This is a genomic window from Streptomyces sp. NPDC088812 (assembly GCF_044750285.1).
Classification (GTDB): Bacteria; Actinomycetota; Actinomycetes; order Streptomycetales; family Streptomycetaceae; genus Streptomyces.
The window spans coordinates 18,405-44,900 of sequence record NZ_JBIVJP010000014.1 but is presented as its reverse complement, the minus strand read 5'-3'; the positions used below and the strand labels follow the sequence as shown (position 1 = coordinate 44,900).

Here is a 26,496-nt window from a genome sequence, read left to right as displayed (position 1 = left end):
AGGAGTTCACCATGACCGAGTACACCGACCACCACGGCCCCGAGGGCCTTCTCGTCCGGGGCACGGTCGTCGTCGTGCCGGGGCGGGGTGAGACCCGGGCGACGTACCACCGCTTCGGCAGGCGGCTCGCCACCGACGCCTACCGGGTCCGGGTCGTCGACGCCCCGGACCTCGACGGCGGCGATCCGGCCGGCGCGCTCGGCCGGTTTGCGCAGCGGCTCGCGGAGGCCGTGGACGGCACCGCGGGCGAGCAGGGCGTCGCCGAACCCGTCGTCCTCGTCGGAGCGGACGCGGGCGCCGCGGCCGTCGCCGCGCTGCTTGCCCGCGCGGAGATCCCCTCCGCCCGGCAGCCGCACGCCGTGGTCCTCGCGGGCCTGCCCGGCCACGACGCCGCCGCCGACGGCGGAGGGTGGGACGAGGAGCTGGACGTCCGCACCTCCTGCCCCACCCACCGGGGCATCCTCTCCCAGGACGCCGAGGTCCGCCGCGGCTCCCTGGACGAGGCGCTGCCGGAGGCCGTCCTCAGCGCGGCGTACGGCGGCGACATCGCCGTACCCGCCCTCCTGCTCGTCGGCGACGCCGATCCGCTCGCGGACCGCGCCGCCCTGGCCCGGTTGGCGAAGTCCCTGCCCCAAGCGCGTCTTTCCGTGGTCCGCGGAGCCCATCACGACGTCCTGAACGACCTCCAGCACCGCTCGGTGGCGGCGGAGGTCGTCACCTTCCTGGAGGCGCTCCGCGACGGTCTGCGGCCCCAGGTCGTGGTGGAGGCGAGCGCGTGGTGAGCGCGCCCGGCGTCCGCGTTCCGAGGTGACGCGGTGACCGCCGCACGCCGGCCGTCCCACCCCGCTCCCGCCCGCCCGCATCCCCGGAAGGCCCTGCCCATGCCCACCGTCCTGTCCGTGTCCGGAAGCCCTTCCGTCACCTCCCGCACCACCAGCCTCCTGCGTCACCTCGACGACCGGCTCCGACTCCACGGCCACGACGTGACCGCGCTGGACGTGCGGACCCTTCCCGCCGACGCGCTGCTCGGCGCCGACTTCGCCCACCCGGCGATCGTCCGGACGGCGGCCCTGTTCCAGGAGGCCGACGGGATCGTGATCGGCACGCCCGTGTACAAGGCCGCCTACTCGGGTCTGCTGAAGGCACTGCTCGACCTGCTGCCGCAGTACGCCCTGCGCGACAAGACCGTGCTGCCGCTCGCCACCGGCGGCAGCACCGCCCATGTCCTGGCACTCGACTACGCCCTGCGTCCGGTCCTCAACTCCATGGGCGCCGCGCACATCGTGCCGGGCTGGTTCACCCTGGACAAGGACATCATCCTCGGCGACGACGGCACGCCGACCGTGGCACCGGCCGCGGCGGACGCCCTGGCCGAGGTCACGGACAACTTCTCCGCCGCACTGTCCGGCCGGACGGCCGCGCCGGTCTCCCGGTGACGCCGGGTCGGCTCCGTCACGGAGGCGGCCCACCGTGAATTGAACGTTTCAAAACCACTCCCAGGGGGTGATGGTGAAGTCCCAGGCTGCGGCCGGGAGGGTGGTCGTGCAGTCAACCCTCCAGCCTCACCTGGGACTTCATGTTCCCTTGTCGGCGGAGTTCGATCAATACCTGTGAAAAACCTTGACGCCTCTCATGGCCGAGCTTAGCGTCTGCGCCTGCACCGTAAAACGATTCAATCCCGCGCAGTGCAGCGCTTCGCTCGTCGGTGCCGGAGCGACGGCCGCTGTTCCGCGTGCCCGCGTCCCGCCGAAGGGAGTCCGCACGTTGTCCGTGCCTCGCGACACCGCCGGTCCGTCCCGCCGCCAGATCCTCTTCACCGCCACGGCCGCGGCGGCCGTCACCACGCTCGCGCCGCCCGGGGCCGCCCATGCGGCCGCACCCGCGACCCGCCCGGTCACCGGGCCGCCGGCCGCCGGGCCGTCGGCCACCGTCCCCGCCCTCGCCGCCTTCGAGCTGTCCGACGTCCGCCTCCTGGACAGCCCTTTCCTCGCCAACATGCGCCGCACCTGCGCCTATCTGCTCTTCGTCGACGCCGACCGGCTCCTGCACACCTTCCGCCGCACCGTGGGCCTGCCCTCCGCCGCGGAACCCTGCGGCGGATGGGAGGCCCCCGACATCCAGCTGCGCGGCCACACCACCGGCCATCTGCTCAGCGCCCTCGCCCAGGCGCACGCCCACACCGGCGACTCCGCGTACGCCGAGAAGGGACGCGCCCTGGTCTCGGCGCTCGCCGAGTGCCAGCGGGCCGCACCGGCCGCCGGCTTCACCCGCGGCTACCTCTCCGCGTTCCCCGAGTCCGTCTTCGACCAGCTGGAGGCGGGCGGCAAGCCCTGGGCGCCGTACTACACCCTGCACAAGATCATGGCCGGGCTGCTCGACCAGTACCGCCTCAGCGGCGACCGCCAGGCCCTGGACGTCCTGCGGGAGATGGCCGCGTGGGCCGACGCCCGCACCGCGCCGCTGTCGTACGAGCGGATGCAGAACCTGCTCAAGGTGGAGTTCGGCGGCATGAACGACGTGCTGACCCGGCTGTACCAGGAGACCGGCGACCCCGCGCACCTGCGCACCGCCCGCCGCTTCGACCACGAGGAGCTGTACGCGCCCCTCGCCGCCGGCCGGGACGAGCTCGCCGGACGGCACGCCAACACCGAGATCGCCAAGATCGTCGGGGCCGTGCCGTCCTACGAGGCGACCGGGGAGTCCCGCTACCTGGACATCGCGGACACCTTCTGGACCACCGTCGTACGCCACCATTCGTACGCCATCGGCGGCAACTCCAACCAGGAACTCTTCGGGCCGCCCGGCGAGATCGTCAGCCGGCTCTCCGAGGTCACCTGCGAGAACTGCAACAGCTACAACATGCTGAAGCTGGGCCGGCACCTGTTCCTGCACCGGCCCGGCCGCACCGACCTCATGGACCACTACGAGTGGACCCTCTACAACCAGATGCTGGGCGAGCAGGACCCCGACTCCGAGCACGGGTTCGTCACCTACTACACCGGCCTGTGGGCGGGCTCCCGGCGGGAACCCAAGGGCGGCCTGGGCTCGGCCCCCGGCAGCTACAGCGGCGACTACGACAACTTCTCCTGCGACCACGGCACCGGGCTGGAGACGCACACCAAGTTCGCCGACTCCGTCTACTTCCGCTCCCGTGACGGGCAACCGCCGGCCCTCTGGGTGAACCTGTTCATCCCCTCCGAAGTGGACTGGCACCAGCAAGGCGTGACGTTCCGTCAGCAGACCGACTACCCGTCGGACGGACGCACCCGGCTCACCGTCACCCGCGGCCGGGGACGCTTCGCGCTGCACGTCCGCATCCCCGCCTGGGTGGCCGGCACCGGGCGCCCGGCCGTCCTGGAGGTCGACGGCCGCCCGGTCACCACCCGGCTCCGACCGGGCACGTACGCCACGGTGGAACGGACCTGGCGCACCGGCGACACGGTCGAACTCACCCTGCCGCGTCGGCCCGTGTGGACCCCGGCGCCCGACAACCCCCAGGTGACAACGCTGTCGTACGGGCCCCTGGTGCTGGCGGGACAGTACGGCGACACCGAGCTCGCCACGCTGCCGACCATCAGCCCGAAGTCGCTGCGCCCCGTCCCGGACACCGCCACCCGGTTCACCGCGCTCGCGGACGGCCGGTCCGTGGAGCTGCGGCCGTTCCACGAGGTGCACCACCAGCGCTACAACGTCTACTGGGCGGTGACCCCCCGCCGGTCCCCCGAACGGGACGTCGCCCGCTACCCGTTCGGCGAGGGGAGCGGCACCTCCGCCACCGACTCCACCGGCACCTTCGGCGCCGCGACGCTCGCCGCCGGCGCGGACTGGACGGACGACGGCACCGGTCCGGCCGTGGCCCTGGACGGCCGCGGCGGCCATGTCGTGCTCCCCGCGGGCCTGGTGAGCGGCCTGGACGAACTGACCGTCAGCCTCCGGGTCCGGGTCGACACGCTCGCCGCCTCCGCCCGTGTCCTCGACTTCGGTTACCACAAGGACACGTACCTCTTCCTCGCCGCCACCACCGGCGCCGGGCGGGCCCGCGCCGCGCTCAAGATCGCGGGAATGGAGCGGGAGGACGTCGTGGACGCCGGCGGACCGCTGCCCGTGGGCCGGTGGACGCACGTGGCCCTCACCCTCGGCGGCGGCACCGGCGTGCTCTACCTCGACGGCGTCGAGGCGGGCCGCAACGCGGCCATGGTGGCGAGCCCGCTGCTGCTCGGCGCGACCACCCGCACGTACCTCGGACGCTCCCAGAACAGCACCCATCCGTACCTGCACGGCGCCGTACGCGACCTGCGGGTCCACAACCGGGCCCTCAGCGCCTCCGACGTGGCCGCCCTGGCCGCCGGCTGAGCGCTCCGTCCCGCCCCGGCCTCTGCGGCCGTCCCGCCCCGGCCTCTGCGGCCGTCCCGCCCCGGCCTCTGCGGCCGTCCCGCCCCGGCCTCTGCGGCCGGCCCGCCCCGGCCTCTCCGGCCCCACCCGTCCCGCCCCCGGTCTCCCCGGCCCCGCCCGTCCCGAGCCAGCCTCTCCGGCCGGCCCGCCCCGGCCTCTCCGGCCCCACCCGTCCCGCCCCCGGCCTCCTCGGCCCCGCCCGTCCCGCCCCCGGCCTCCTCGGCCCCGCCCGTCCCGCGCCGGCCTCTCCGCCCGTCCCGCCCCGGCTTCTCCGGCCGTCCCGCCCCCGGCCTCCTCGCCCCCACCGCCCCGCCCCGGCCCCCTCGGCCCACCTCCCCGCCCGTCCCCTCCCGGCTGTGCCCGCACGCCGTCCCCCTCCCGCAGGAGCTCCCGCATGTCCGACACCACCCCCGACACCCCCGGCCCCGGCGCGGACACCGCCCCCGCCACCCTTCTGTCCAGACGCGGATTCGTCGCCGCGGCCGGCGTCGGCACCGCCGTCGCCGCCGGACTGCCCGGCCTCGGGTTCGCGGTACCGCCCGCCTCCGCCGCCACCCCGGACCCCGCACCGCAGGCCGGCCCCGCCACCTTCACCGCGCGGCGCTTCACCGACCCGCCGAAGGACAGCCGCCCCACCGTCTACTGGTACTGGAACGGCCCCGTCACGCCCGAACTCGTCGACCGGCAGCTGGCCGACCTGCGCGACAAGGGCATGTACGAGGTGATCCTCTTCTCCTTCGACAACGACGCGATGCGGCCCGTCTTCTTCACCGAGGACTGGTTCACCGTCGTCGAGCACGTGCTGCGCACCGCGGAGCGCACCGGCATGCGGGTCTGGCTGTTCAACGACGACCACTTCCCGAGCGGCCGGGCCGGCGAGTACATCGTCAAGGGCGGCACGGTCGGCTCCCGCACCTACGCCCCCCGTCCCGACCTCCGGCTCAAGGCGCTGTGGCGCTCCACCACCGTGGTCGAGGGCCCCGCCCGGGCCGAGCTGCGCCGCAGCACCGGTGTGGGCGTGGAGGCCGGACACCTGGTCGCCGACGCCGCGGTCCTCGGCGGCGCCACCGTCCTGCGCGGCGGCGAGGACTGGACCGACCTCACCGTCACCGCGAGCGGCAAGGCCGACCACACCGCCGCCGGGCTCGTGGTCCGCGCCTCCGCCGACGCGCTCGACGGCTACGCGGTCTCCTTCGACCAGACCGGCGTGGTCACCGTGCAGCGCCTCGCCCGCGACGCCGACCCCGTCCAGCTGCTGCGCAGCACCCGCAGCGACGGCTTCAACAAGACGAAGTACCACACCCTCGCCGTCACCCTCCGCGGCGGCTCCCTCTCCGTCACGCTCGACGGCCGTGACAAGGGCACCGCCGTCGACGACCGCCACACCGCCGGCGGGGTCGGGGTGCGCGCGGTCGGCGACGAGCGCGGCCTGTGGGACGCCCTCACCGTCACGGCGGCCGACGGGACCACGCTGTACACGACGGCGTTCGACGACTCGGCCGCCGCGGGCGACTTCCCCGAACGGGAGTCCCTCGGCGCCGAGGCCGTCGCCGCCGCGGCCCGCCCGGCCGGTTCCACGGACGCCTCCGACGTCGTCGACCTGACGGCGCGGCTGACGGCGGACGGCGTCTGGCAGGTCCCGGCGGGCCGCTGGCAGATCGACCTGTTCGGCGGGACACCGCTGATCGACGACACCCAGGGCTACAGCCGCAGTTACGTGGACCTGCTCGACGACGAGCCCGTACGGCTCTTCCTCGACATCGTCCCCGGCGAGTACCACCGCCGCTTCCGCCGCTTCTTCGGCACCGTCGTCCCCGGCTTCTGGGACGACGAGCCGTTCTTCGCCTCCGCCGAGGCCCACTTCAAGCGGCTGCCCTGGTCGCCCACGCTCGACGCGGCGCTGCGCGCGGTGGACGTCGCGCCCGGCGTGGCCTACGCCAGTGCCTTCGACGACCTCGGCCGCACCGGCCGGATCACCCGCGGCCGCTACTGGCAGGCCGTGTCCAACCGGTTCGCCGCCTACTTCCGCACCCAGGCCCGCTGGTGCGAGGAGCGGGGCGTCGCGCTGATCACCAACCCGCTCTACGACGAGACGTCCCCCGCCAAGCGCGTCCCCACCACCGGCGACCTGCACAAGGTCAACCAGCACGCGCAGGTCCCCGGCGGCGACATCATCACCGCCGAGTACGTGGCGGGGGAGCAGACCATGCTCCCGCGCAACCCGGTCTCGGTCGCCCACCAGATGGGCCGCGAACGGGCCCTGATGGAGATGTTCGGCAACATGGGCTGGCAGGTCACGCCCGGCTTCGTGCACGCGACCGTCGGGGCGCAGGCCGCCCGCGGGGTCAACCTGACCGTCCTGCACGCCCTGTGGACCGACGAGGCCGTCGTCTACTTCCCGCCGCCGTTCGGCCCCCGGGCCCCGTGGTGGTGGTCCATGCGGCCGCTCGCCGAGTGGATCGGCCGGGTCATGGAGGCCGCGCGCGGCACCTCCGCCGCCCGCACCGCGCTCCTCCAGCCGCAGCGCGCCGCCGAGCAGTGGACCGGCACCGACCGGCAGGGCGCGGTCGACGGCGCGCTCGCCGACGCCGCCTACGCGCTGGAACGCGCCCAGGTCGACTTCGACCTCCTCCACGAGGGCGCCCTCACCGACGACCCGGAGCTGCTGGCCCACGCCCGGGTGCGCGCCGGACGCCTCGCGGTGGGCGCCGCGCGCTACGACCTCGTCGTGCTGCCGGTCACCCCGACCCTGGACGCGGCCGCCGTCCGCGCCCTGAGCACCTTCGTCCGGGCCGGCGGGACCGTCGTCGCCGTGGGCACCCTGCCCGCCGACGACGCCGACGGCAACGACCGCTCCCTGACACGCGCCCTGTCCGACCTGTTCGGCGACGCCGTCCCCGGCAGCCGCGCCCTCGGGCGGGGACACGCGGTGCGCGTCGCCGACACCGTGGCCCTGGGCGCCGCCGCCCACGCCGCCGGGGCCGCTGCCGCCGTCCTGGAACCGGCGCGCGAGACGATCCGCGCGCTGCGCGTCACCCGCGGCGAGGACACCGCCTTCCTGTTCAACAACGAGAGCGCCACGGCCGTGTCGACCACGGTGGTCCTGCCCGCCGGGGGCGTCCCCGAGCTGTGGGACCCGGCGACCGGCGAGACCCGTCCGGCACCCGTCTTCCGCGAGACCAGGCGTGGCCTGCACGTACCGGTCGCCTTCGAGCCGTACGAGACCCGGATCGTCGTCGTCCGCCGTTCCGCGGCCGCCGTGCCCCACCTCACCGACGCCCCGGTCGACGTCCTCTCCGTCGAGCGGCACGGCGGTTCCCTGCGCGCGACGGTCGAGGTGTCCGAGCCCGGCAGCCACGCGCTCACCGGCACCGACTCCGGCCGCACCCACCGCGGCACGGTCCGGGTCGACGACCCGCTCACCGCGCTCCCCGTCACCGGCGACTGGACCCTCACCCTGGACCGCGACGGGGACACCCCGGTCACCGGCCCGCTCGGCAGCTGGACCGCGCGCGCCCCGCTGTTCTCCGGCACCGGCACCTACACCACCGAGATCGACCTGGACCGTGCCGTCCTCGACGGCCGGCGCGTGCTGCTCGACCTCGGCGACGTACGGGACGTGGCCGAGGTGACCGTCAACGGCACGGAAGGCGACCCGCTGCTGTGGGCACCGTTCGTCACCGACGTCACCGGCCTGCTGATCCCCGGACGCAACCGCCTCGCCGTACGCGTCTCCAACACCCTCTCCAACGAACGCAACAAGCCCCTGCCCTCCGGCCTGCTCGGCCCGGTCACCCTGCGCTTCAAGCGCCGCGTGACCGTCGACCTGGACCGCGTCTGACGAGCCGCACACCCCTCTCCCGAAGGACCGCCATGCCCAGATCCAGACCACGCGCCGGACGCCGGCGCCTCGCCCTGCTGCTGCCCGCCGCGCTGACCGCCTTCGTCACCACCGTGTCCGGCACCGTGCAGGCCTCCGCCGCGACCACCACCGTCAGCCCCGTCCACCTGCGCACCCAGCACCTCGACGAGGCGCTCGGCATCGACGACACCACCCCCGTGCTCAGCTGGGAGACGGCGGCCCGCGCCGCGAACACCCTCCAGAGCGCCTACCGCGTCCAGGCCGCCACCTCCCCCGAACGCCTGCGCGCCGGCAAGCCCGACCTGTGGGACTCCGGCAAGGTCGCCTCCGCCGTACCGGAGACCACCTACGCGGGCCGCGCGCTCGGCTCCCGGGACCGCGTCTACTGGCGCGTCATGCTCTGGTCCGGCTCCCGCGAGGACTCCGGCTGGAGCGACACGGCCGTCTTCGAGACCGGCCTGACCCGGGCGTCCGACTGGGACGCGCAGTGGATCACCCACCCCGACTGGCGGCTGAGCGAACGCGAGCTCGAGCCGGTCGTCGTCGAGCTGCCCCGCACCACGGCCCGCTACCTCCGCCTCGACGTCACCCGCCTCGGCCTGCCGCTGAAGGAGAGCGTCGACGCCCGCACCTGGCGCCTCCAGCTCGGCGAGATCGACGTACGCGACTCCGGGACCGACACCTCGGGGCTCGCCAAGGGCGCCGCGGTCACCGCCTCCGAGACCACCACGATCCGCAAGACCTACGAGCCCGCCCTCGCCGTGGACGGCCTGCCCAACAGCGCCCTCCAGACCGCCGCCGGCTACTCCAGCGCCCCCCACACCTCCGCCGACACCTCGGCCGCCCCCGTCACGCTCACCCTCGACCTCAAGTCGGTCAAGACCTTCGACCAGGTCGCGCTCTACCCGCGCGCCGACGTCCTCACCGACGACGGGAAGGTCCCCGACTTCCCCGTCGACTACGCCCTGTCGGCGGCCGACGCCCCGGCCGGACCGTTCACCACCCTCGCCGACGTCACCGGACAGCAGCCGCCGAAGCCGTACCTGCCCGCCGGACTGCCCCTGCTCGCCGACGACTTCCAGCTGCCGCGCGCCGTACGCAGCGCCCGCCTGTACATCGCCGGCCTCGGCGTCTACGACGCCACCCTCAACGGCGAACCGGTCGGCGACGCCGTGCTGGAGCCCGCCAACACCGACTACCGCGAACGCGTCCAGTACGCCACCTACGACGTCACCGACCGTCTGCGCACCGGCGCCAACACCCTCGGCGTCGCCCTCGGCAACGGCATGTCCAACGTCGTCAGCACCGCCGACCGCTACCGCAAGCTGTACGGCAACATCAGCGACCCCAAGCTGATCGCCCGGCTCGAGGTCACCCTCGCCGACGGCAGCGTCCGCACCGTGACCAGCGGCGACGACTGGCGCACCGCGCTCGGCCCCACCACCTCCAGCAACTGGTACGGCGGCGAGGACCACGACGCCCGCCGCGAGATCCCGCACTGGGACGAGCCGAAGGGCGACCGCCGCGCCTGGGACCGGGCGGTCACCGTGAACGCCCCCGGCACCGCCGCCGCGCCCGCCGCGCTCAGCGCCCGCGAGACCGAGCCGATCCGGGTCGTGGAGACCCTCACCGGCACGGAGGTCGACGGCGCCGACGGCAGCCGCGTCTTCGACCTGGGCCGCAACATCGCCGGCTGGCCGGAGATCACCGTCAGCGCGCCCGCCGGGACGGAGATCCGCGTCTACCCGGCGGAGAGCCTCAAGGACGGCCACGCCTTCCAGTCCATCAGCAACGTCGGCGCGCCCCTGTGGGACAGCTACACCACCCGCGACACCCGCACCGCCACCTGGCACCCGACGTTCAGCTACCACGGCTTCCGCTACCTGGAGCTGAAGGGCGTGCCCGAGGGCGCCACGGTCACCGTGCGCGGCAAGGTGCTGCGCACCGACAACGCCTCGGCCGGCACCTTCACCAGCTCCGACCCGCTGATCAACGGCATCCACGGCATCATCCGCCGGGCCGTCGAGGGCAACATGATGAGCGTCCTCACCGACTGCCCGAGCCGGGAGAAGCTGGGCTGGCTGGAGCAGGACCAGCTGGTCTTCCCGGCGCTCGCCGCCAACTACGACATGCAGGCCCACCTGCGCAAGATCGTCCGTGACATGGCCGACGCCCAGACCGCCGAAGGCCTGATCCCGAGCACCGTCCCGGAGTACACCAGCCTGCCCGGCGCCTACCGCAACGACTCCAACTGGGGCGGCGCCTTCGTCCTGGTGCCCTGGCAGCTCTACACCACCTACGGCGACCGGGACACCCTGCGCACCTACTACCCGCGCATGCGGCAGTACGCGGCCTTCCTCAGGACCCAGGTCTCCGGCGGCATCCTCGACTACGGCCTCGGCGACTGGTTCACCCCCGACCGCACCTTCCCGCGCGCGGTGGCCGGCACCTACGGCTACTGGCGCGTCGTCGACGCCCTCTCCCGGATCGCCGGCGTCCTCGGCGACGACACGGCCGCCGCGGACTACCGGGCCGAGGCCGACACCTCCGCCCAGGCCCTCGCCGCGAAGTACTACGACCCGGCCACCGGCACCTTCGCCGGCGGCGGCCACGGCGCGGAGGCCCTCGCCCTGGACATCGGCGCCTACCCGGCGGGGGAGCGGGACCGGCTGCTGGCCCACTTCACCGGATCCGTCAAGAGCGCCGGATACCACCTCCAGCTCGGCGAGATCTCCCTGCCCGCCGCCTTCCGCGTCCTGTCCGGCGCCGGCCGCGACGACATCGTGTACCGGATCGCCACCCAGACCGCCAGCCCCAGCTACGGCTACCAGGTGCTCGCCGGCAACACCACGCTCGGCGAGTCCTGGGACGGCGGCCCCGGCCAGTCGCAGAACCACTTCATGCTCGGCGCCATCGACTCCTGGTTCACCGGCCGCATCGCCGGTATCGCGCAGACCTCCGACTCCGTGGGCTACGCCGAGCTGCTCGTCGACCCCGCCGTCGAGGGCGACCTGACCTCGGCATCGGGCTCGTACCGGACCCCCTACGGCGTCGCCCGCACCGACTGGGCGCGCACCGCCGACCGGTTCCGGCTCACGGTGGACGTCCCCGCGGGCAGCACGGCGGAGATCCACGTCCCGGCCTCCGACGGCCGGGCCACCGCCCCCCGGGGCGCGCGCCTGATCGGGTCCACGGCCACCGAGGCGGTGTACGCGGTCGGTTCGGGCCACTGGACCTTCCGCTCCACGCCGCCCGCCGCCGGCACGGCCTGACCCGGCCGACGGCCCGGCAACCGTCCCTTCCTCGCGCCCGGCCGCGCCTCCCGTCCCACGGGGGCGCGGCCGGGCCGCCGTGGAACGGCCGCCGTGGAACGGCTGCCGGGGGACGAGGAGACGGACCGACGACCGGGAGCCGGTCAGCGTCCCGGCTCGGTGCGCCCGGGAGCGATCCCGCCCTCCGGTCCGGCCAGGATGAGACGTTCCAGCGACTCGTAGCCGCGCCGCGCCTCCTTCTGCGCCCGCCTACCGGGCAGGACCGTGCCCAGCCAGCCGAGGACGAAGCCGAGGGGGATGGAGACCAGGCCCGTCGTGGTGAACGGGAACCAGTTGAAGTCGGATTCGGGGAACGCGGCGGTGGGCGAACCGGAGACGAGACGGGTGCCCGGCATCAGCACCAGCACGGCGAGCGAGCCTCCGACGAGCGTGCACAGCAGGCCGGTCCGGGTGAAGCGGCGCCAGAACAGGCTGTAGACGAGCGCCGGCGCGATCGCGGACGCCGCCAGGCAGAACGACACCGTGGCGAGGGGCTGGAGGCTGCGGTGCTGGACGAGCGCGGCGAGCGCGATCACCGGCGCGCCCACCACCACCGCCGAGACGCGGGCCACGGCCGTCTCGCGCACCGGGGTCAGCCCCGAGCGGCGGGACGCCACGACGTCGTGCGCCAGGGAGTTCGCGCAGGCGAGCGTCATGCTGGCGACCGACGCGAGCAGCGTCAGGAAGATCGCCGTGGTGACCGAGGTGAACAGCAGCGTCTCCGGACGCGAGACGTGCTCGCCGAACGCGGCCCGCGAGCCCAGCAGGTAGGCCGTGTTGCCGCGCGGATCGCCGGCCGCGATACCCGCCCGTCCCACCAGGGCCGTCGCCCCCACCCCGATCACGGTGATCACCAGCACGAACAGGGCGACGGACGACACCGCCCAGGACATCGAGCGCCGGACCTGCCGTGCGTCGGACGCGGTGTACATGCGCATCGTGACGTGCGGCAAGCACGCCCCGCCCAGCACGATGGCGAACTGGGTCGTCACCATGTCCAGCCGCGGGTACGGCCCGCCCGCGAACTGAAGGCCGCTGCGCAGGTACGCCGCGCCCGCCCCGCTGCGCTCGGCCGCGCTGTGGAACAGGGCCGCGGGACGGAAGTCGAAGGCGTGCAGCACGAGCACGGCGACGACGACCCCGCTCCCCAGCAGCGTGACCATCTTGAGGATGTGCAGCAGCGCGGTCCCGCGCATGCCGCCCACCGCCGCGTACACGATCATCAGGGTGCCCACGCCGACCACGCAGCCGGTCTTCATGGAGGTGCTGGAGAATCCCAGGATGTACGCCAGGAGCTGGCCGGTGCTGGCCAGTTGGACGAGCATCATCGGCACCAGCGAGGCGATGGTCACCAGGCAGGCCACGATCCGCACCGACCGGCCGGACGTGCGGCGGGCGAGCGCGTCCCCCATCGTGAACCGGCCGGTGTTGCGCAGCGGTTCGGCGAGCAGGAACATCAGCACCAGCAGGGACAGCAGGGTGCTGACGGCGAGGACGACACCGTCGTAGCCGCACAGCGCGATGACGCCGCCGATGGTCAGCACGGTCGCCGCGGAGATGTAGTCCCCGGCGATGGCCAGTCCGTTGCGCAGCGGGGAGAGGTAGCGGTAGCCGGTGTAGAACTCGGCGAGGTCGTCGCTGTCGGGTCCGGTCAGCACGCACAGCAGGAGGGTGAAGCTGACGGCGGAGCAGAAGGCCACCAGCGACCAGGTCTGCGCCGTCCCGTCGAAGACGGTCACCGGCCCGGCCCCCGGCCCGGTGCGGAGCCCCACGAGGCGTGCCGTTCGATGCGCAGGGCCAGGGGGTCGACCCAGCGTCGCGCGGTGAGTTCGTAGAGCAGCACGGCGAGCCAGGTGACGGGGACGTGGGAGAGGGCGAGGACCACGCCGAGCGGCAGGCCGCCGGGCAACGGCCGGGCCATGAGGGCGGGTTCGTTCGCGGACAGGACCAGGAACGCCGTGAAGTAGCCGAGGGCCAGGACGGTGGTCACGCGGCGCTGGCGCCGGTACGTCCGCCGCAGCCGGCGCAGGGCGCCGTGGTCGCCGGCGCGGGAGCGGGGCGGGGTCCCGCCGTCCCGCCGCCCGTCGGGGGAGCCGCCGTCGAGGGCCGGGAGCTGGGGGAGGGCCGGGAGCTGGGGGAGGGCGGGATGAGGGAGGGCCGGATGAGGGAGGGCGGGTGGTCGGGGGTGCGGCTCGGCGTTCCCGTAGGACATGTACGGATCTCCTGGAGCGGCGGCGGCCCCGCGTGAACGGGCGCGTGACGGCGTGGGGGAGCGGCTCGGGTCCTCGCACGGTATTCGGCCACGCGTGCGACGTGGAGGGTTTTTCCGGAAGTGGCCGGTGGACGGCTGATACGCGACGGATGCTGAGGTGTTACTCCTGTTTCCGGTGGGATGTCAGATGTCACGGCCGGTCGGGTGGGGGCCGCTGACCTGCGGTGGGCCGGGCGGGCGGGCTGCGTCCGTCCCGGCTCCGCCGTGGCGGAGGGAGGCGGAAAACGCGTGGCGTCCAGGGGCCGGCGGACCGGGGCCGGCCGGGATGGGCGTCGGCCAAGATTCCGGGGCGCCGCGCCGTACCGGAGGGGTCCGGTGCGCGGAGGGTGTCGCGCGCCGGTCCGGTCGGGTTCTCGGGGGATCAGAAGGACGTGACGACGACGCGTGCCACCGCGGGGTCCCGGAGGGCGGCGTACCCGGCGTCGATCTCGCCGAGCGCGATCCGCCGGGAGACGAGGTCGTCGAGGTTCAGCCGGCCCCGCAGGTACAGGTCGGCGTAGCGGGGGATGTCGCGCCGGGGGTCGGCCGACCCCATGATCAGGCCTTGGAGCCGCTTCTGCTCCAGCAGCAGCCGCGGCAGGGACAGCCTCAGTTCCTCTTTGCCGCCCGCCAGGCCCACCACGTGCACGGCGCCCCCCAGGGCGGTCATGCGCAGCGCCTGGTCCGTCGTGGCCGCCACGCCGACGACGTCGAAGGCGTGCCGCACCCCGCCCCCGGTCAGTTCGCGCACGGCCGCGACGGCGTCCGTGGCCGTGGAGTCGACGACGTCCGTGGCGCCGAAGGCGCGCGCCCGCCGCAGCCTGCCGGGCTGCACGTCGACCGCGACGATGCGCGAGGCGCCGGCGATCACCGCCCCGCTCACCGCGTTCAGCCCGACGCCGCCCACGCCGATCACGGCGACGGTCTCCCCGGCCCGCACCCGCGCGCCGTTGAGCACGGACCCCACGCCGGTCAGCACCCCGCACCCCAGCAGGGCGGCCGGGGCGAACGGCATCCGCCGCGGGACGGCGGTGAGCTGGTTCTCGTGGACGAGGACCCGCTCGGCGAAGCCACCCAGCCCCATTCCCTGGGTGACCGGCTGCCCCGCGCGGCTGAGCCGGGGGGCCTGCCGATGCGGATCGCGCAGGGTGGTCCCGGGGCGGCCGCACTGGTACGTCCTGCCGACCCGGCACGCGGGGCAGCCGCCGCACCACTGGACGAGGCAGCCCACCACGTGGTCGCCGACGGCGAAGGCGGTGGCGCGCGGTCCGAGGGCGGTGACCACACCGGCGACCTCGTGTCCCAGCACCACCGGCGGGGGGTAGCGGGTCAGGGCGTGGGTGGCGAGGGTGAGGTCGGTGTGGCAGAGGCCGGACGCCCTCACCTCCACCAGGACCTCGTGGTCCGCGGGCTCGGCGATGTCGATGTCCTGGAGGGCGAACCCGCCGCCCTCCGCGTCCACCACTGCGGCTTTCACGCTCAGGCTCCGTCTCCGTCGGCGGGACCGGCCGGCCCGCTCAGACGCGGTCGAGGATGAAGTAGAAGAAGGGACCGTCCGCGCCGAAGCCCTTGCCGTTCATGACCCCCATGAGGGTGCGGTCGTCGACCGCCTTGAAGTGGTCGAAGACCGGCTGACCGTCGTAGACCATGGTCGCCGTCGACTCGCCCCGGAACTCGACCATCCACAGACTGGCCTCACCCTTGCCCAGCTCGGTGTCGGAGTACAGCCGCCCGTCCTCCCCGCTCATGATCAGCGGCTTGGCGTCGTCGGCCGAGAGGAACGACTTGCCGTACCAGCCGGAGGCCCGCAGACGCCGGTACAGCGGGTGCCCGGTGTCGAAGCCGCTGCCGCGCCACTCGCCGAGGATGTCCTCGACGCGAACGGTGGGCAACGCGGCCCACACGGCGTCGAGTTCCCCGGCCGGGACGGCGGAGTCCTTGCCGCGCAGGACCGCGAACCGGGCGCGCGCCTCGTCGATGTCCATCGGCTGTCCTTCCCTCCGTGGGAGACCACTGTATGAAACAAACATTGGCATTATGTATCACTGTTTCATGGAGGGCCAGGGGCAGGAGGGAAGAACAGCCGTTCACCGCGAAGGCCGACGAAGGCCGACGAAGGACGACGGACGGCGGAGGACGGCGGAGGAAGGTGGAGAACGGCGGAGGACGGCGGAGGACGGCGGAGGGGATGCCGGTCAGCCGCCGAGGACCTGCCGCAGTGCCGTCAGCTTCCGCGGCGGACATCCTGCTCGCCGAGTTGTTCGAGTCACCGTTGACCACGGTCCAGCAGCCCTTGCCGGGGATGGCCGCGGAGACCTTCCGGCAACTGCGCTCCCGCATCGAGTCCACCTCGGGCGCGGGCCGCTCCCTGCTGGTCCGCCCCCGCCTGGTGGTACGCGAGTCCACCGAGGCTGTGACTCAGTGCCGCGGGCCCGGGTGCGCGGGCCCGGGCCGCCTCCGCGGGGGCCGCCCAGCCGGGTGTTCCTCGGTCCAGGTGAACTCGTCCAGCCCGCTCCGCGCTTCGGGCTCCGTGTCCGAGGGCGGGCCGGCCGGGGCACCGGGCGGCGGGGCGTCGGTGTCGTGCCGCTCCACCCCGGCGGGCGGGCGGCGCAGCAGACGGTCCGCGGTCCAGGCGACCGCGCAGACGACGGTCAGAACGGCCGCGAAGAGCAGCGCGAGCACGATCGGCATCATGAGGCCGAACATCACGGTGGAACGGGCGGCGCCGGGTATGTCGGCGCAGGCACAGGCGATCACGGAGCGGTTCATGCCCCGTCAGGCTCGCCGAATGCGACGGAATACCCGTCCGTGACCCGGACGTACCGACTCCGTGCTCCGGCGCGGGCGGCCCCGGCCCGCCCCGTGGACGCGCACCGGCAGCCGTCCGGGCCGCGCCGGTCACGCCTGCCGGGCGTCGGCCACGCCTGCCGCGTGCCGCCACTCCTGTCGGGCGTCGGCCGCCCCTGCCGCGTGCCGCCGCTGTCGGTCACCGGCCGCCCCTGCCGCGTGCCGCCGCCCCTACCGCGCGCCGCCGGGTCGGCCGGAGCCGTCCTTGTCGAACCAGAGCTTGTGCACGGCGACTTCGAGGGTGCACTCGGTCTCCAGGACGCCGTCCAGCGGGCGTACGCGTTCCTGGAGGAACCGCCACAGCGCGCTGTCGTCGGCGACGAGGACCTGGGCGAAGACATCGGCCCGGCCGAGGGTGCTGGAGACGTAACTGACCTCGCCGCACGCGGTGAGGTGGTCGACGACGGACGCGTGGTGCTCGGGTGCGACCTTGAGGAACAGCAGCGCCAGCCGTGCGGTGCCGAAGCGGCCGGGATCGGCGAACGCGGTGATCTTCAGGACGCCGCCCTCCTCCAGTCGGCGGAAGCGGCTGCGCACGGTGCCCTCGGAAACGTCGAGCGACCGGGCGATCTCCCGGAAGGTCAGCGGCGACGGGGACGCCTCCCGGCTGCACTGGAACCTGCATGGCGCGGCGGGTCTCCACCAAGCGCTGGTGTGGCTCTACATCATGGCGTGGACATGCTTCTGCGTGGAGGTCTGCGCCACCTTCGCCCCCGAGTACACCGACACCGTCAGGGACACCTCCCGGGCCCTGCGCGCGGGCGCGCTGTTCGGCCTCGGCGTGTTCGTGCTCATGCCCCTGGCGCTCGCGGGATACGTGGGCGAACAGCCGATCTCCGACGATCCGACGACGTTCTACGTCGGGGCCTTCCAGGACCTGATCGGCGGCGGCGCCGACCTCATGGTGGTCTTCCTGATCGGCTCCCTGCTGCTCATCATGGTCACCGGTCTCGCCGACGGCTCCCGCGTGCTGTACACGATGGGCGTCGAGGGGACGACGATCCGGCAGTTCGGCGTGCTGAATCGGCGGGGCGTTCCGGTACGGGCGCTGGTCGTGGCCCTGGTGCTCAACGTCCTGACGCTGACGGTCCTCAGGACCCCGCTGGCCATCATCGTCGCGGGCAACCTCGGCTACATCCTCACCCACGTCCTCGCCCTGTCGGCCTTCGCACTGCTGCGCAGGCACCGCCCGGACACGGCCCGGCCGATCCGGCTGCCGGACTTCTTCGTCCCGGTGGCCTGGGCACTGGCGGCCCTGCTCGGCGTGATCCTCGTCGTGGGCGCGACCGGCTTCTCGGTGAGCGGGTACGACGGCGTCACCGAACTGGCCGTGGCCGTCGGGGTGCTGGCGGTGGGCGTGCTCCTGTGGCTGTACCGGACCCGCGTGCAGGACCGCAGACCACCCGCGCACGAGGGCGGCTGACCGCACCGAAGCCGAAAGTGGACACAGTCGCCGTCGCCGTCGCCGATCACGATGTGGACGGCGACGGCGACGGCGACGGCAACTGTGTCGACTCTTCGCACCCTTCCTGCCCGTCGAACCCGTCGCCCCTCCGTCCCGTCGAACCCAAAACGGCTCTCCCCAGCTTATGTTGACGAACCGTCATGCAATCCGCCCCCGGCCGCATCCTCCCCTCCGACAGACCCTTGTCAGCCGACCGCACTCCGCCCTATTGTCGCGGTCGGAACAGGAGAAAGCGCTTTCTGGCGAGTGTGGGACCGCTCCCAGGGGGCGCCGTTTCGTCGCGGGGGCCGCCGCGACGTGTGCACGAGCCGCCGGAGATCCGGCACGGGGCTGTCCAGCGACGCCGACGTGCCGAGGAACGAAGGGTGCACGCCATGACGCACACGCACCACGCCGTCCACCGCGCTCCAGGCGGCGACGGCTTCCTCTGACGGACGGCGGGCCGGCCGCCTGCCCCGGCGGTCACCGCGCCGGGGCCGGGCCGCCGCCGTCCGTCAGCACGGGGGACGCACGGACGTGAGCGTCCGCCCCGCGCCGGCGGTCCGAGGCGCTCCGGGCCGCGGTGGCCGCCCGGGCGCGTCGACAGAGCCATCCGTACCAGGGCCGACTTCGGCCTGCCCGGCGACCGGATCATCCGCCGGCCCCGCCGGGCCGCCCGGGACACGAGGTCCCCTGCCGATCCGGCAGCCGCCCCGGACAGCCGACGCGAGGTCGGCGTACAGCAGCACCTCCCCATGTTCGAAGACGGATCAGGAGACGCACGATGAGACGACCAGTCGCACTGAGACTCTCCGCCGCCTCGGCCGCCATGGCCATCGCGGCCGCGGTCGGAGTGGCGCTGTCGATGCCCGAGGCGTCGGCGGCGACCGGCAGCGCCACCGGCTACGCCACCCAGAACGGCGGAACGACCGGTGGCGCGGGCGGCGAGACGGTACGGGCCACCACGGGCACCGAGATCCACGCGGCTCTGTGCGGACGGGCCGACAGCACCACCCCGATCACCATCGAGGTCGAGGGCACCATCAACCACGGCAACACGGCCAAGGTGTCGGGTGACAGCTGCAACACCGCCGACGGGGTGATCGAGCTCAAGCAGATCAGCAACGTCACCCTCGTCGGCGTCGGCAGCGGAGCCGTCTTCGACCAGCTCGGCATCCACATCCGCGAGGCCAGCAACATCATCATCCAGAACGTGACGGTCAAGAACGTCAAGAAGTCCGGCTCGCCCACGTCCAACGGCGGGGACGCCATCGGCATGGAGAGCGACGTCCGCAACGTCTGGGTCGACCACACGACCCTGGAGGCGTCGGGCGGTGAGTCCGAAGGCTACGACGGCCTCTTCGACATGAAGGACAACACCCAGTACGTGACGCTGTCGTACAGCATCCTGCGCAACTCCGGCCGGGGCGGCCTCATCGGGTCCAGCGAGAGCGACCTCACCAACGGCTACGTCACGTTCCACCACAACCTCTACGAGAACATCGACTCCCGTACGCCGCTGCTGCGCGGCGGGATCGCCCACATCTACAACAACCACTACGTGAGCCTCAACGAGTCCGGCATCAACTCCCGTGCCGGCGCCCGCGCCAAGGTGGACAACAACTACTTCGAGGACTCCAAGGACGTCCTGGGCACCTTCTACACCGACGAGGCCGGCTACTGGCAGGTCAGCGGCAACGTCTTCGACAACGTGACCTGGTCCGAGGCAGGCGAGGAGAACAACCCGGCCGGGCCCGACCCGCAGTCCAACACCACCGTCAGCATCCCCTACGCGTACACGCTCGACGCCGCCGCCTGCGTACCGGACGTCGTCAGCCGGACGGCGGGAGCGGGCACCGGGCTCCAGGTGTCGGACGGCAACTGCACGGTGCAGACGCCGACGGCCACCGCGACCCCGACCGCCACGGCCACCTCCGCGACGCCCACGCCCACGCCCACGTCGAGCGCGACCCAGCCCAGCGGCACCAACCTCAGCCTGGGCGCCGGCTCCGACGGCTCCAGCAAGGCCAGTGGCACCAGTTACGGCAATGTGCGCGACGGTGACCTGAGCACCTACTGGTCGCCGACCGGCTCGACCGGTTCCATCTCCATCAAGTGGGGCTCGGCCACCGCCGTCTCCACCGTCGTCATCCGGGAGGCGTCCGGTTCCGAGGGCGCCATCGGGTCCTGGCGGGTCCTCAACGCCGACACCGGCGCCGTCCTGACCTCCGGCAGCGGCGCGGGAACCATCTCGTTCCCGCGCACCTCGCTCAGCAAGGTCACCTTCGACATCACCGGCTCGACCGCCACGCCGAAGGTCGCCGAGTTCGAGACCTACGACCAGTAGGGGTCCCGACGGCCCGACGGTGACCGTCACTCGAACCGCGGCCCGTTCGAGTGACGGTTCCCGTCGGCCGTCAGCCCACCAGCAACTGGGACTTCAGCTTCCTGATGTCCTTGGCGTCCAGGCCGAGGGCGCTCTTCTCGTACGCGGTGAACGAGCCGTACGCGTCCTCGACCTCGTCGAACCCGGAGTTCAGGTACTCGGCGCGGACGTCGAGCAGCGGCTTGTAGACGGCGGCCCGGTCGGCCGGCAGGGCCGCGAGGGCGGCGGCGTTGGCCTCGGCACGGTAGACGTTGGAGGCCAGGTAGTCCCGCATGACCGTCTCGCGCGGCACCCCGAGGGCGGTGAGGAGGGTGGCACTGGCCCAGCCGGTGCGGTCCTTGCCCGCGGTGCAGTGGTACAGCGAGCCGTCGGCGTCGTCGGTGATGCCGCCGAAGACCGTGGAGTAGGCGGCCTTCGCCGTCTCGCTGCTCACCATCGCCTTCTCGCCGGCGATCATCATCTGGGCGGCCCCCTCGGCGGTGGTGGGCAGCGTGTAACCGCCGCCCGCCGAGTCGCCGCTGACGTCGGCCACCACGTAGCGCACACCGGTGGGCAGCCGGTCCGGCGCGGCGGTCCGCTCGGACGTCATGCGCAGGTCGTAGTCGACGGACAGGCCGAGCCGCCTCAGCTTGGCGAGGTCGGCGTCGGTGAGGTTGTTCAGCGCGTCCGAACGGTAGACGACGCCCATCTTCACCCAGTGGCCGTCGGCGGTGCGGTAGCCGCCGGCGTCCCGGAAGTTGACGGCGCCGTCGAGTTCGATCAGCCGGTCGGCCAGGCGCAGCCTGCCGCCCCGGTCGGGCACCAGGTCGAACCACTGCCGGTCGGCGGCGGGCAGGCCCCGGACCGTGACCGAACCCGTCGAGCCGCCGGAGGCGACGGTACGCCCGCCCGCGCGGACGGCGACGCGCCGCACGCCCGGCGCCTCCCAGGTGATGCGGTACGAGCCGTCGTCCTGGGCGGTGACCTCGGCAGCCGTGAAGGGGATGCGCTCGGAGGCGCTCCGGTGGGACGCCGGGGCCGCGACGGCGGCGGGGGCGGCGACGCCCGCGAGCACGGCGGCCGCCGTCAGGGCGCGCGCGGCCGTCCTGACGTGTGTCATGTGAGTCATGGCCGGATCGTTCGCCCCGAAAGGAAGCCGGAGGTGAACAGTCCCCGAAGTGCCGTCGTCGTCCCGATGCCATGCTCCGGCCGGCGCCCCCAGGGTGCCCGTGTGCACCGACCCGGTCGGCCCCGTGCCGCCCGGCGGGTCACCGCAGGTGGGCGACGTTCCGCGAGCCCCGACCACCGCCCGGCGGGGGCACCTCCGTGATCCGCTGCGGGTGCGCACGTGCACGGCGGCCCGGACCCCGGGGGAGGGGTCCGGGCCGCCGACGAGAGGTACGGGCCGGGTACGGGCCGACTCAGCCGCCGGTCGTCGAGGCGTCGGCCTCGGCGTCCTCCGCCGGGCGCGGCAGCGTCAGTACCGCCAGCAGACCGAGGACCGCGACCGCGGCGAAGAAGTAGAAGCCCCACGGGTGACCGATGCCGGCGGCGACCAGGGCGCCGGTGATCGACGGGCCGATGATCGAGCCGATGCGGCCGATGCCGGACGCCGAGCCGAGGGCGGTGCCGCGGATGGCGGCCGGGTAGTAGTGCGTGACGTAGGCGTAGACGAGGACCTGGGCCGAGAAGACGAACACGCCGGTGAAGAAGACGACCGTGTTGAGCAGCAGATCGCTGTCCATCTTGACGCTCAGGCACGCCAGCATCAGCACCGCCGCCCCGAACCAGACCAGGGCGGTGCCCTTGATGCCGCGCCGGTCGGCGACGAACCCGCCGAGGACCAGACCGACGACACCGCCGAGGTTGAGCACGAGGAGCTGGGTGACGGCCGTGGGCACGGGATAGCCGGCGTCGTTCATCAGCTTGGGCAGCCAGGTGTTGAGGCCGTAGACCAGCAGCAGACCCATGAAGGAGGCCAGCCAGACGCCGATGCCCGCACGGAGGTAGGCGGGCTTCAGCAGCTCGGTGACCGGCACACGCCGCTCGCCGCTCACCTGCTTGGCCTGCACGAACGCCTCCGACTCCGGCAGGCGGAACCACTGGACGGCGGCGACGAGGAAGCCCACCACGCCCAGGATGTAGAAGAGGACCTGCCAGTTGTCGGTCACCTGGAGGGCCAGCAGCGAGGTGATGACCGCACCGGTGTGGTAGCCGGTCATGGTGAGCGTGCTGGCCCGGGCCCGACGGGCGGCCGGCATGTGCTCGGCCATCATCGTCAGCGACACCGGCATGCAGGCTCCCAGGCCCAGGCCGGCGACGAGGCGGAGCAACGCGAACATCGCGACGGAGTCGGCCAGCGGTACCAGGATCGTGAACAGCGAGAACACGACCACCGAGCCGATGAGCAGCACACGCCGGCCCAGCCGGTCGGCGAGCGGGCCCACCAGGACGGCACCGACGGCGACGCCCACGAGCGACAGCGTCGCGATGGTCGTGGCGTCGGCGGCGGTCATGCCGAGGTGGTGGGTCTTGAGCAGCGTCGGGATGATGGCGCCGAGGACGACGAGGTCGTAGCCCTCGAGCAGGACGGTGATCCAGCACAGGACCACCGTCCAGGCGTTGCGGCCGGCTCTGCCGGTCTGTGCGGATGTGGCGGACGTGGTGGTGGAGGCCATGACGGCATTCCCCCCAAGGGCGGCTACGGAGGACGGTGTGCGGCTGACGGAAGCGCGGGTCCGGCGGCCGGAAGGGCGGCGGAACCCGCGATCCGTCGTGGAGACGGCTCGCCGGGGAGCGAGCTGCGGCGGACCGCCGTGGTGACGGCTCGCGGGGGAGCGAGCGCCGGCGGGCCGCGGGGGGTGACGGCTCACGGGGGAGCCGTGCCGTGCGGGCCGTGGACGCCACGGCCCGCACGGAAGCCGATCGGGTTCAGAAGGGGTAGTCGGCGATGTCCGGGCGGACGGTCACCCACTGGGTCTCGGTGAAGGCCTCGACGTTGGCGGCGGCGCCGCCGAACCGGGACCCGGTCCCGGAGGCCTTGACACCACCGAACGGCGCGTTGGGCTCGTCGCCCACGGTCTGCTCGTTGATGTGGATCTTGCCGGAGTCGATCAGGTCGGCCAGCCTCATCGCCGTACCGACGTCACCGAGGATGCCCACGGACAGTCCGTACTCGCAGTCGTCGACGATACGCGATGCCTCCTCCACCGTCGAGAAGCCGATGACGGGTGCCACGGGCCCGAAGATCTCCTCACGCCACGCGGGCATGTCGGTGGTCAGCCCGCTCAGGACGGTGGCCCGGTACCCGTTGCCGACGATCTCGCCGCCCGCGACGAGGGTCGCGCCCGCCGCGACGCTGTCGGTGACGATGCCGTGCACCCGCTCCAGCTGGCGCCGGTCGATGATCGGGCCGAGCGCCACGTCCTCACGGGCGGGGTCGCCCACCGGCAGCGCCGCGGCCTTCGCGGCGAGCGCCGCGGTGTACTCCTCCAACAGCGACTCGTGCACGATGTGGCGGCCGGTGGTCATGCAGATCTGCCCCTGGTGCATGTAGGAGCCGAACGCGCCCGCGGAGGCCGCCTTGCCGACGTCCGCGCCGGGCAGCACCACCAGGGCGTTGTTGCCGCCCAGCTCCAGGTGGGCCCGCTTCAGCAGCCGCCCGGCCTGCTCGCCGATGGCCCGCCCGACGGGGGTGGAGCCGGTGAACGACACGACCCGGACCTCGGGCGCCTCGACGACGGCCCGGCCGACCGAGGCGTCGCCGGGCAGCAGGTGCAGGACGCCCGGCGGCAGGCCGGCCTCCTCGAAGATCCGCGCGATGACGACGCCGCCGCTCACCGCGGTGCGCGGGTCGGGCTTCAGCAGCACGGCGTTGCCGAGCGCGAGCGCCGGCGCCACCGAGCGCAGACCGAGGATGAGGGGGAAGTTGAACGGCGCGATCACGCTGACGACGCCGGCCGGCCGGCGTCGGGCGAACGACCAGCGGGCCTCCTCCGAGGTCAGCACCTCGCCCTGCGGGTGCGTGGGCAGCGCGGCGCACTCGAAGCACTCACCCACCGCGAGCCCCACCTCGAAGTCCGCCTTGGACCGCACCGAGCCGGCTTCCCGCACCAGCCATTCCCCGACCTCGGCGGCGTACCGGGTGAACAGCTCGCCCGCGCGGCGCAGCACGGCGGCCCGCCGCTGCGGGGACGTCGCCGCCCAGTCCCGCTGGGCCTCGGCGGCGCGGGCGGCGGCGCGGCCCGCGTCCTCGGCCGTGGCCAGGCCCACGGTGGCGAGCTGGTTTCCGGTCGCGGGCTCGACCACCGGCTGCGCGTGGACGGCGTCCTGCCAGCCGTCGCTGAAGAACCTCGTGCCCCAGACGGCGCTGTCCAGGAGTGTCATGAGCTGTGCCTTTCCTCGTGTCGGGGAGGTCGGTCGGAAGGCCGGTCAGGAGGGGGTGGTGAGAGCGGTGTCGACCTGCACCAGCCGTGGACCGTCCGGCCGCTCGGCGAGTACGGCGCGCAGTTCCTCGACGTCACCGGCGTGCCGGGCGCTGACTCCGTAGCCCTCCGCGATACGGGTGAAGTCCATCCCCGGGATGTCCATGCCGGGCGCGTTCGGTACGCCGAGCAGATCGCCGAACCAGCGCAGCGCGCCGTACGTCCCGTTGCGCAGCAGCACGATCGTCACGGGCACCCGGTGCTGCGCGGCCGTCCACAGGGCGGTGATGCCGTAGTTGGCCGAGCCGTCCCCGATGACGCCCACGACCGGCCGGTCGGGCCGGGCCAGGGCGACGCCGACCGCGCCGGGCAGGCCGAAGCCGAGCCCGCCGGCCGCCGGGAAGTAGTAGGAGCCGGGCCGGCGCAGGTCCATCTGCCGCCACCACGCGGCGTTCGTGGAGGTGGACTCGACGACGTAGGAGGTGTCCTCGGGCAGCTCGTCGCGCAGCGCGGCGAAGACCTGCTCGGGGTGGAGCAGCGGACCCCGGGCACCGGGCGGCTCGGGCACCGGCCGGTACGCCGCCGTCGGCGCGGCGGGCGCGTCCAGGGCCTCCACCAGCAGCCCGATGACGGCGGCGGGGTCGGCGACCAGCGCCTCGCCCATCGGCGCCCGCGCCACGGCGGAGGCGTCGTCGGTCACCTGGAGCAGCCGGGTATCCTCGGGCAGGTACCGGCCGGGCAGGTACTCGTGGTAGCGGAACACCGGCGCCCCGAGCACGAGCACGAGGTCGTGCCCCTCGAACGCCTTCGCCACCGGCGCGATCCCCGCCGGCAGCACCCCCCGGAACTGCGGATGCCGGTTGGGGAAGGGCAGGCGGAACAGCGAGGGCGCCGCCCACACCGGGCATTCCAGCCGCTCGGCCAGCCTCACCGCGTCGTCGAACAGCCCGGCCGAGTCGATGTCGCCGCCCAGGACGAGCGCGGGCCGGCGGGCGGCGCGGACCTGCTCGACGAGCGCGTCGGCCTGGTCCCCGCCGGGCGCGGAGCACCGCTGCACCTGCCGGTCCAGCACGGCCAGGCTGTTGTCGCCGGCGTCGGCTGCCCAGTCGTCGTACGGCACGGACAGGAACGTGGGCCGCCGCTGGAGGCGTGCCTCGAAGACGGCCTGTGCGAGCGCCCGCGGAACGTCCTGGGCGCACGCCGGCTCCCCGGCCCAGCCGACGAGCGGCTTCATCAGCGCGGGGGCGTCGACGATGGACAGGTGGGACTCCGGGCCGATCGCCGACCGCACCTGCTGACCGGCCACGATCACCAGCGGCGTCCGGGAGACCACGGCGTTCGTCAGCGTGCCCATCGCGTTCCCGGAGCCGGAGGCGGCGTGCAGGTTGACCAGCACCGGGCGGCCGGTGGCCTGGGCGTAACCGTCCGCCATGCCGACCACGGCGCCCTCGTGCAGACCGAGGACGTACCGGAAGGAGTCGGGGAGCTCGGCGAGGAAGGGCAGCTCGTTGGAGCCGGGGTTGCCGAACACGGTGGTGAGGCCCTGGCGCCGCAGGAACGCGTGGGAGACATGACGTACGGAGGGCAACGGGACCTTCCT

Annotated in this window: 17 protein-coding genes and 1 pseudogene; 8 read left to right on the top strand and 10 right to left on the bottom strand. The window is 73.6% G+C overall.

Annotation, left to right across the window (positions count from 1 at the left end; genetic code table 11):
• Positions 1–11 precede the first annotated feature (11 nt).
• The 5 genes from ACIP67_RS24050 (at position 12) to ACIP67_RS24030 (ending at position 11,526) form a co-directional block, all read left to right on the top strand.
• Positions 12–782 carry an alpha/beta hydrolase gene (locus tag ACIP67_RS24050; protein ID WP_401694437.1) on the top strand — a complete coding sequence of 257 codons (771 nt, stop codon included), beginning with the start codon at positions 12–14 and terminating at the stop codon, positions 780–782.
• 99 nt (positions 783–881) lie between these two features.
• On the top strand, positions 882–1,436 hold the full coding sequence (gene ssuE, locus ACIP67_RS24045; RefSeq protein WP_401694772.1) for an NADPH-dependent FMN reductase: 555 nt from the start codon (positions 882–884) through the stop codon (positions 1,434–1,436).
• A gap of 328 nt (positions 1,437–1,764) precedes the next feature.
• The gene (locus ACIP67_RS24040) at positions 1,765–4,353 is read left to right on the top strand and encodes a beta-L-arabinofuranosidase domain-containing protein (RefSeq protein ID WP_401694434.1); all 2,589 of its coding nucleotides are present in this window, start codon (positions 1,765–1,767) and stop codon (positions 4,351–4,353) included.
• A 433-nt stretch (positions 4,354–4,786) separates the two neighbouring features.
• A complete protein-coding gene (locus tag ACIP67_RS24035) occupies positions 4,787–8,233 on the top strand; it encodes a glycosyl hydrolase (protein WP_401694433.1) in 3,447 nt (1,148 codons plus the stop codon).
• A gap of 32 nt (positions 8,234–8,265) precedes the next feature.
• Positions 8,266–11,526: a family 78 glycoside hydrolase catalytic domain gene (locus ACIP67_RS24030; RefSeq protein ID WP_401694431.1), complete on the top strand. Its 3,261-nt coding sequence runs from the start codon at positions 8,266–8,268 to the stop codon at positions 11,524–11,526.
• A gap of 143 nt (positions 11,527–11,669) precedes the next feature.
• Here the strand turns inward: ACIP67_RS24030 and ACIP67_RS24025 are convergent, their stop codons facing one another.
• From ACIP67_RS24025 to ACIP67_RS24010, 4 genes are all read right to left on the bottom strand, one after another.
• Positions 11,670–13,304: a cation acetate symporter gene (locus ACIP67_RS24025; protein WP_401694429.1), complete on the bottom strand. Its 1,635-nt coding sequence runs from the start codon at positions 13,302–13,304 to the stop codon at positions 11,670–11,672.
• A complete protein-coding gene (locus ACIP67_RS24020) occupies positions 13,301–13,777 on the bottom strand; it encodes a DUF485 domain-containing protein (protein ID WP_401694427.1) in 477 nt (158 codons plus the stop codon). Before ACIP67_RS24020 ends, ACIP67_RS24025 begins: the two co-directional genes overlap by 4 nt.
• 421 nt (positions 13,778–14,198) lie before the next feature.
• On the bottom strand, positions 14,199–15,293 hold the full coding sequence (locus ACIP67_RS24015) for a zinc-binding dehydrogenase (RefSeq protein ID WP_401694426.1): 1,095 nt from the start codon (positions 15,291–15,293) through the stop codon (positions 14,199–14,201).
• 40 nt (positions 15,294–15,333) lie between these two features.
• Positions 15,334–15,801: a DUF4334 domain-containing protein gene (locus ACIP67_RS24010; RefSeq protein WP_401694425.1), complete on the bottom strand. Its 468-nt coding sequence runs from the start codon at positions 15,799–15,801 to the stop codon at positions 15,334–15,336.
• 32 nt (positions 15,802–15,833) lie between these two features.
• Here ACIP67_RS24010 and ACIP67_RS24005 point away from each other — a divergent pair.
• Positions 15,834–16,211 (top strand): annotated as a pseudogene (locus ACIP67_RS24005) (hypothetical protein); the annotation flags it as partial.
• Positions 16,212–16,234: 23 nt separating this feature from the next.
• Here the strand turns inward: ACIP67_RS24005 and ACIP67_RS24000 are convergent.
• Together ACIP67_RS24000 and ACIP67_RS23995 are read right to left on the bottom strand one after the other, a co-directional pair.
• Positions 16,235–16,585, bottom strand: a complete 351-nt coding sequence (locus ACIP67_RS24000) for a hypothetical protein (protein WP_401694776.1) — start codon at positions 16,583–16,585, stop codon at positions 16,235–16,237.
• Positions 16,586–16,834: 249 nt separating this feature from the next.
• Entirely contained in the window at positions 16,835–17,233 is a 399-nt protein-coding gene (locus tag ACIP67_RS23995; RefSeq protein ID WP_401694770.1) for an Lrp/AsnC family transcriptional regulator, read from the bottom strand.
• Here ACIP67_RS23995 and ACIP67_RS23990 point away from each other — a divergent pair.
• Positions 17,202–18,086, top strand: a complete 885-nt coding sequence (locus tag ACIP67_RS23990) for an APC family permease (RefSeq protein ID WP_401694423.1) — start codon at positions 17,202–17,204, stop codon at positions 18,084–18,086. The genes ACIP67_RS23995 and ACIP67_RS23990 overlap by 32 nt on opposite strands.
• An 805-nt stretch (positions 18,087–18,891) precedes the next feature.
• Complete coding sequence (locus ACIP67_RS23985; RefSeq protein ID WP_401694422.1) at positions 18,892–20,454, top strand: polysaccharide lyase family 1 protein; 1,563 nt, start codon at positions 18,892–18,894, stop codon at positions 20,452–20,454.
• Positions 20,455–20,524: 70 nt separating this feature from the next.
• On the opposite strand, the gene ACIP67_RS23980 is transcribed toward ACIP67_RS23985, so the two are convergent.
• The 4 genes from ACIP67_RS23980 to mdlC all read right to left on the bottom strand — a co-directional run bounded on the left by ACIP67_RS23980 (position 20,525) and on the right by mdlC (position 26,484).
• Entirely contained in the window at positions 20,525–21,601 is a 1,077-nt protein-coding gene (locus ACIP67_RS23980) for a tyrosine-protein phosphatase (protein ID WP_401694421.1), read from the bottom strand.
• A 292-nt stretch (positions 21,602–21,893) separates the two neighbouring features.
• A complete protein-coding gene (locus ACIP67_RS23975; protein ID WP_401694419.1) occupies positions 21,894–23,150 on the bottom strand; it encodes an MFS transporter in 1,257 nt (418 codons plus the stop codon).
• A 253-nt stretch (positions 23,151–23,403) separates the two neighbouring features.
• The gene (locus ACIP67_RS23970) at positions 23,404–24,858 is read right to left on the bottom strand and encodes a benzaldehyde dehydrogenase (protein ID WP_401694418.1); all 1,455 of its coding nucleotides are present in this window, start codon (positions 24,856–24,858) and stop codon (positions 23,404–23,406) included.
• A 45-nt stretch (positions 24,859–24,903) separates the two neighbouring features.
• Positions 24,904–26,484, bottom strand: coding sequence for a benzoylformate decarboxylase (gene mdlC, locus ACIP67_RS23965; protein ID WP_401694417.1), 1,581 nt, complete (start codon positions 26,482–26,484; stop codon positions 24,904–24,906).
• Positions 26,485–26,496: the final 12 nt, after the last annotated feature.

Bases quoted from the DNA above. Each gene is read 5' to 3' on its own strand.
- ACIP67_RS24020 (WP_401694427.1), bottom strand. From the start codon at position 13,777: ATGTCCTACGGGAACGCCGAGCCGCACCCCCGACCACCCGCCCTCCCT.
- ACIP67_RS23985 (WP_401694422.1), top strand. From the start codon at position 18,892: ATGAGACGACCAGTCGCACTGAGACTCTCCGCCGCCTCGGCCGCCATG.
- ACIP67_RS23970 (WP_401694418.1), bottom strand. From the start codon at position 24,858: ATGACACTCCTGGACAGCGCCGTCTGGGGCACGAGGTTCTTCAGCGAC.
- ACIP67_RS24035 (WP_401694433.1), top strand. From the start codon at position 4,787: ATGTCCGACACCACCCCCGACACCCCCGGCCCCGGCGCGGACACCGCC.
- ACIP67_RS24000 (WP_401694776.1), bottom strand. From the start codon at position 16,585: ATGAACCGCTCCGTGATCGCCTGTGCCTGCGCCGACATACCCGGCGCC.
- ACIP67_RS24010 (WP_401694425.1), bottom strand. From the start codon at position 15,801: ATGGACATCGACGAGGCGCGCGCCCGGTTCGCGGTCCTGCGCGGCAAG.
- ACIP67_RS24050 (WP_401694437.1), top strand. From the start codon at position 12: ATGACCGAGTACACCGACCACCACGGCCCCGAGGGCCTTCTCGTCCGG.
- ssuE (WP_401694772.1), top strand. From the start codon at position 882: ATGCCCACCGTCCTGTCCGTGTCCGGAAGCCCTTCCGTCACCTCCCGC.
- ACIP67_RS24030 (WP_401694431.1), top strand. From the start codon at position 8,266: ATGCCCAGATCCAGACCACGCGCCGGACGCCGGCGCCTCGCCCTGCTG.
- ACIP67_RS23975 (WP_401694419.1), bottom strand. From the start codon at position 23,150: ATGGCCTCCACCACCACGTCCGCCACATCCGCACAGACCGGCAGAGCC.
- ACIP67_RS23980 (WP_401694421.1), bottom strand. From the start codon at position 21,601: ATGACTCACATGACACACGTCAGGACGGCCGCGCGCGCCCTGACGGCG.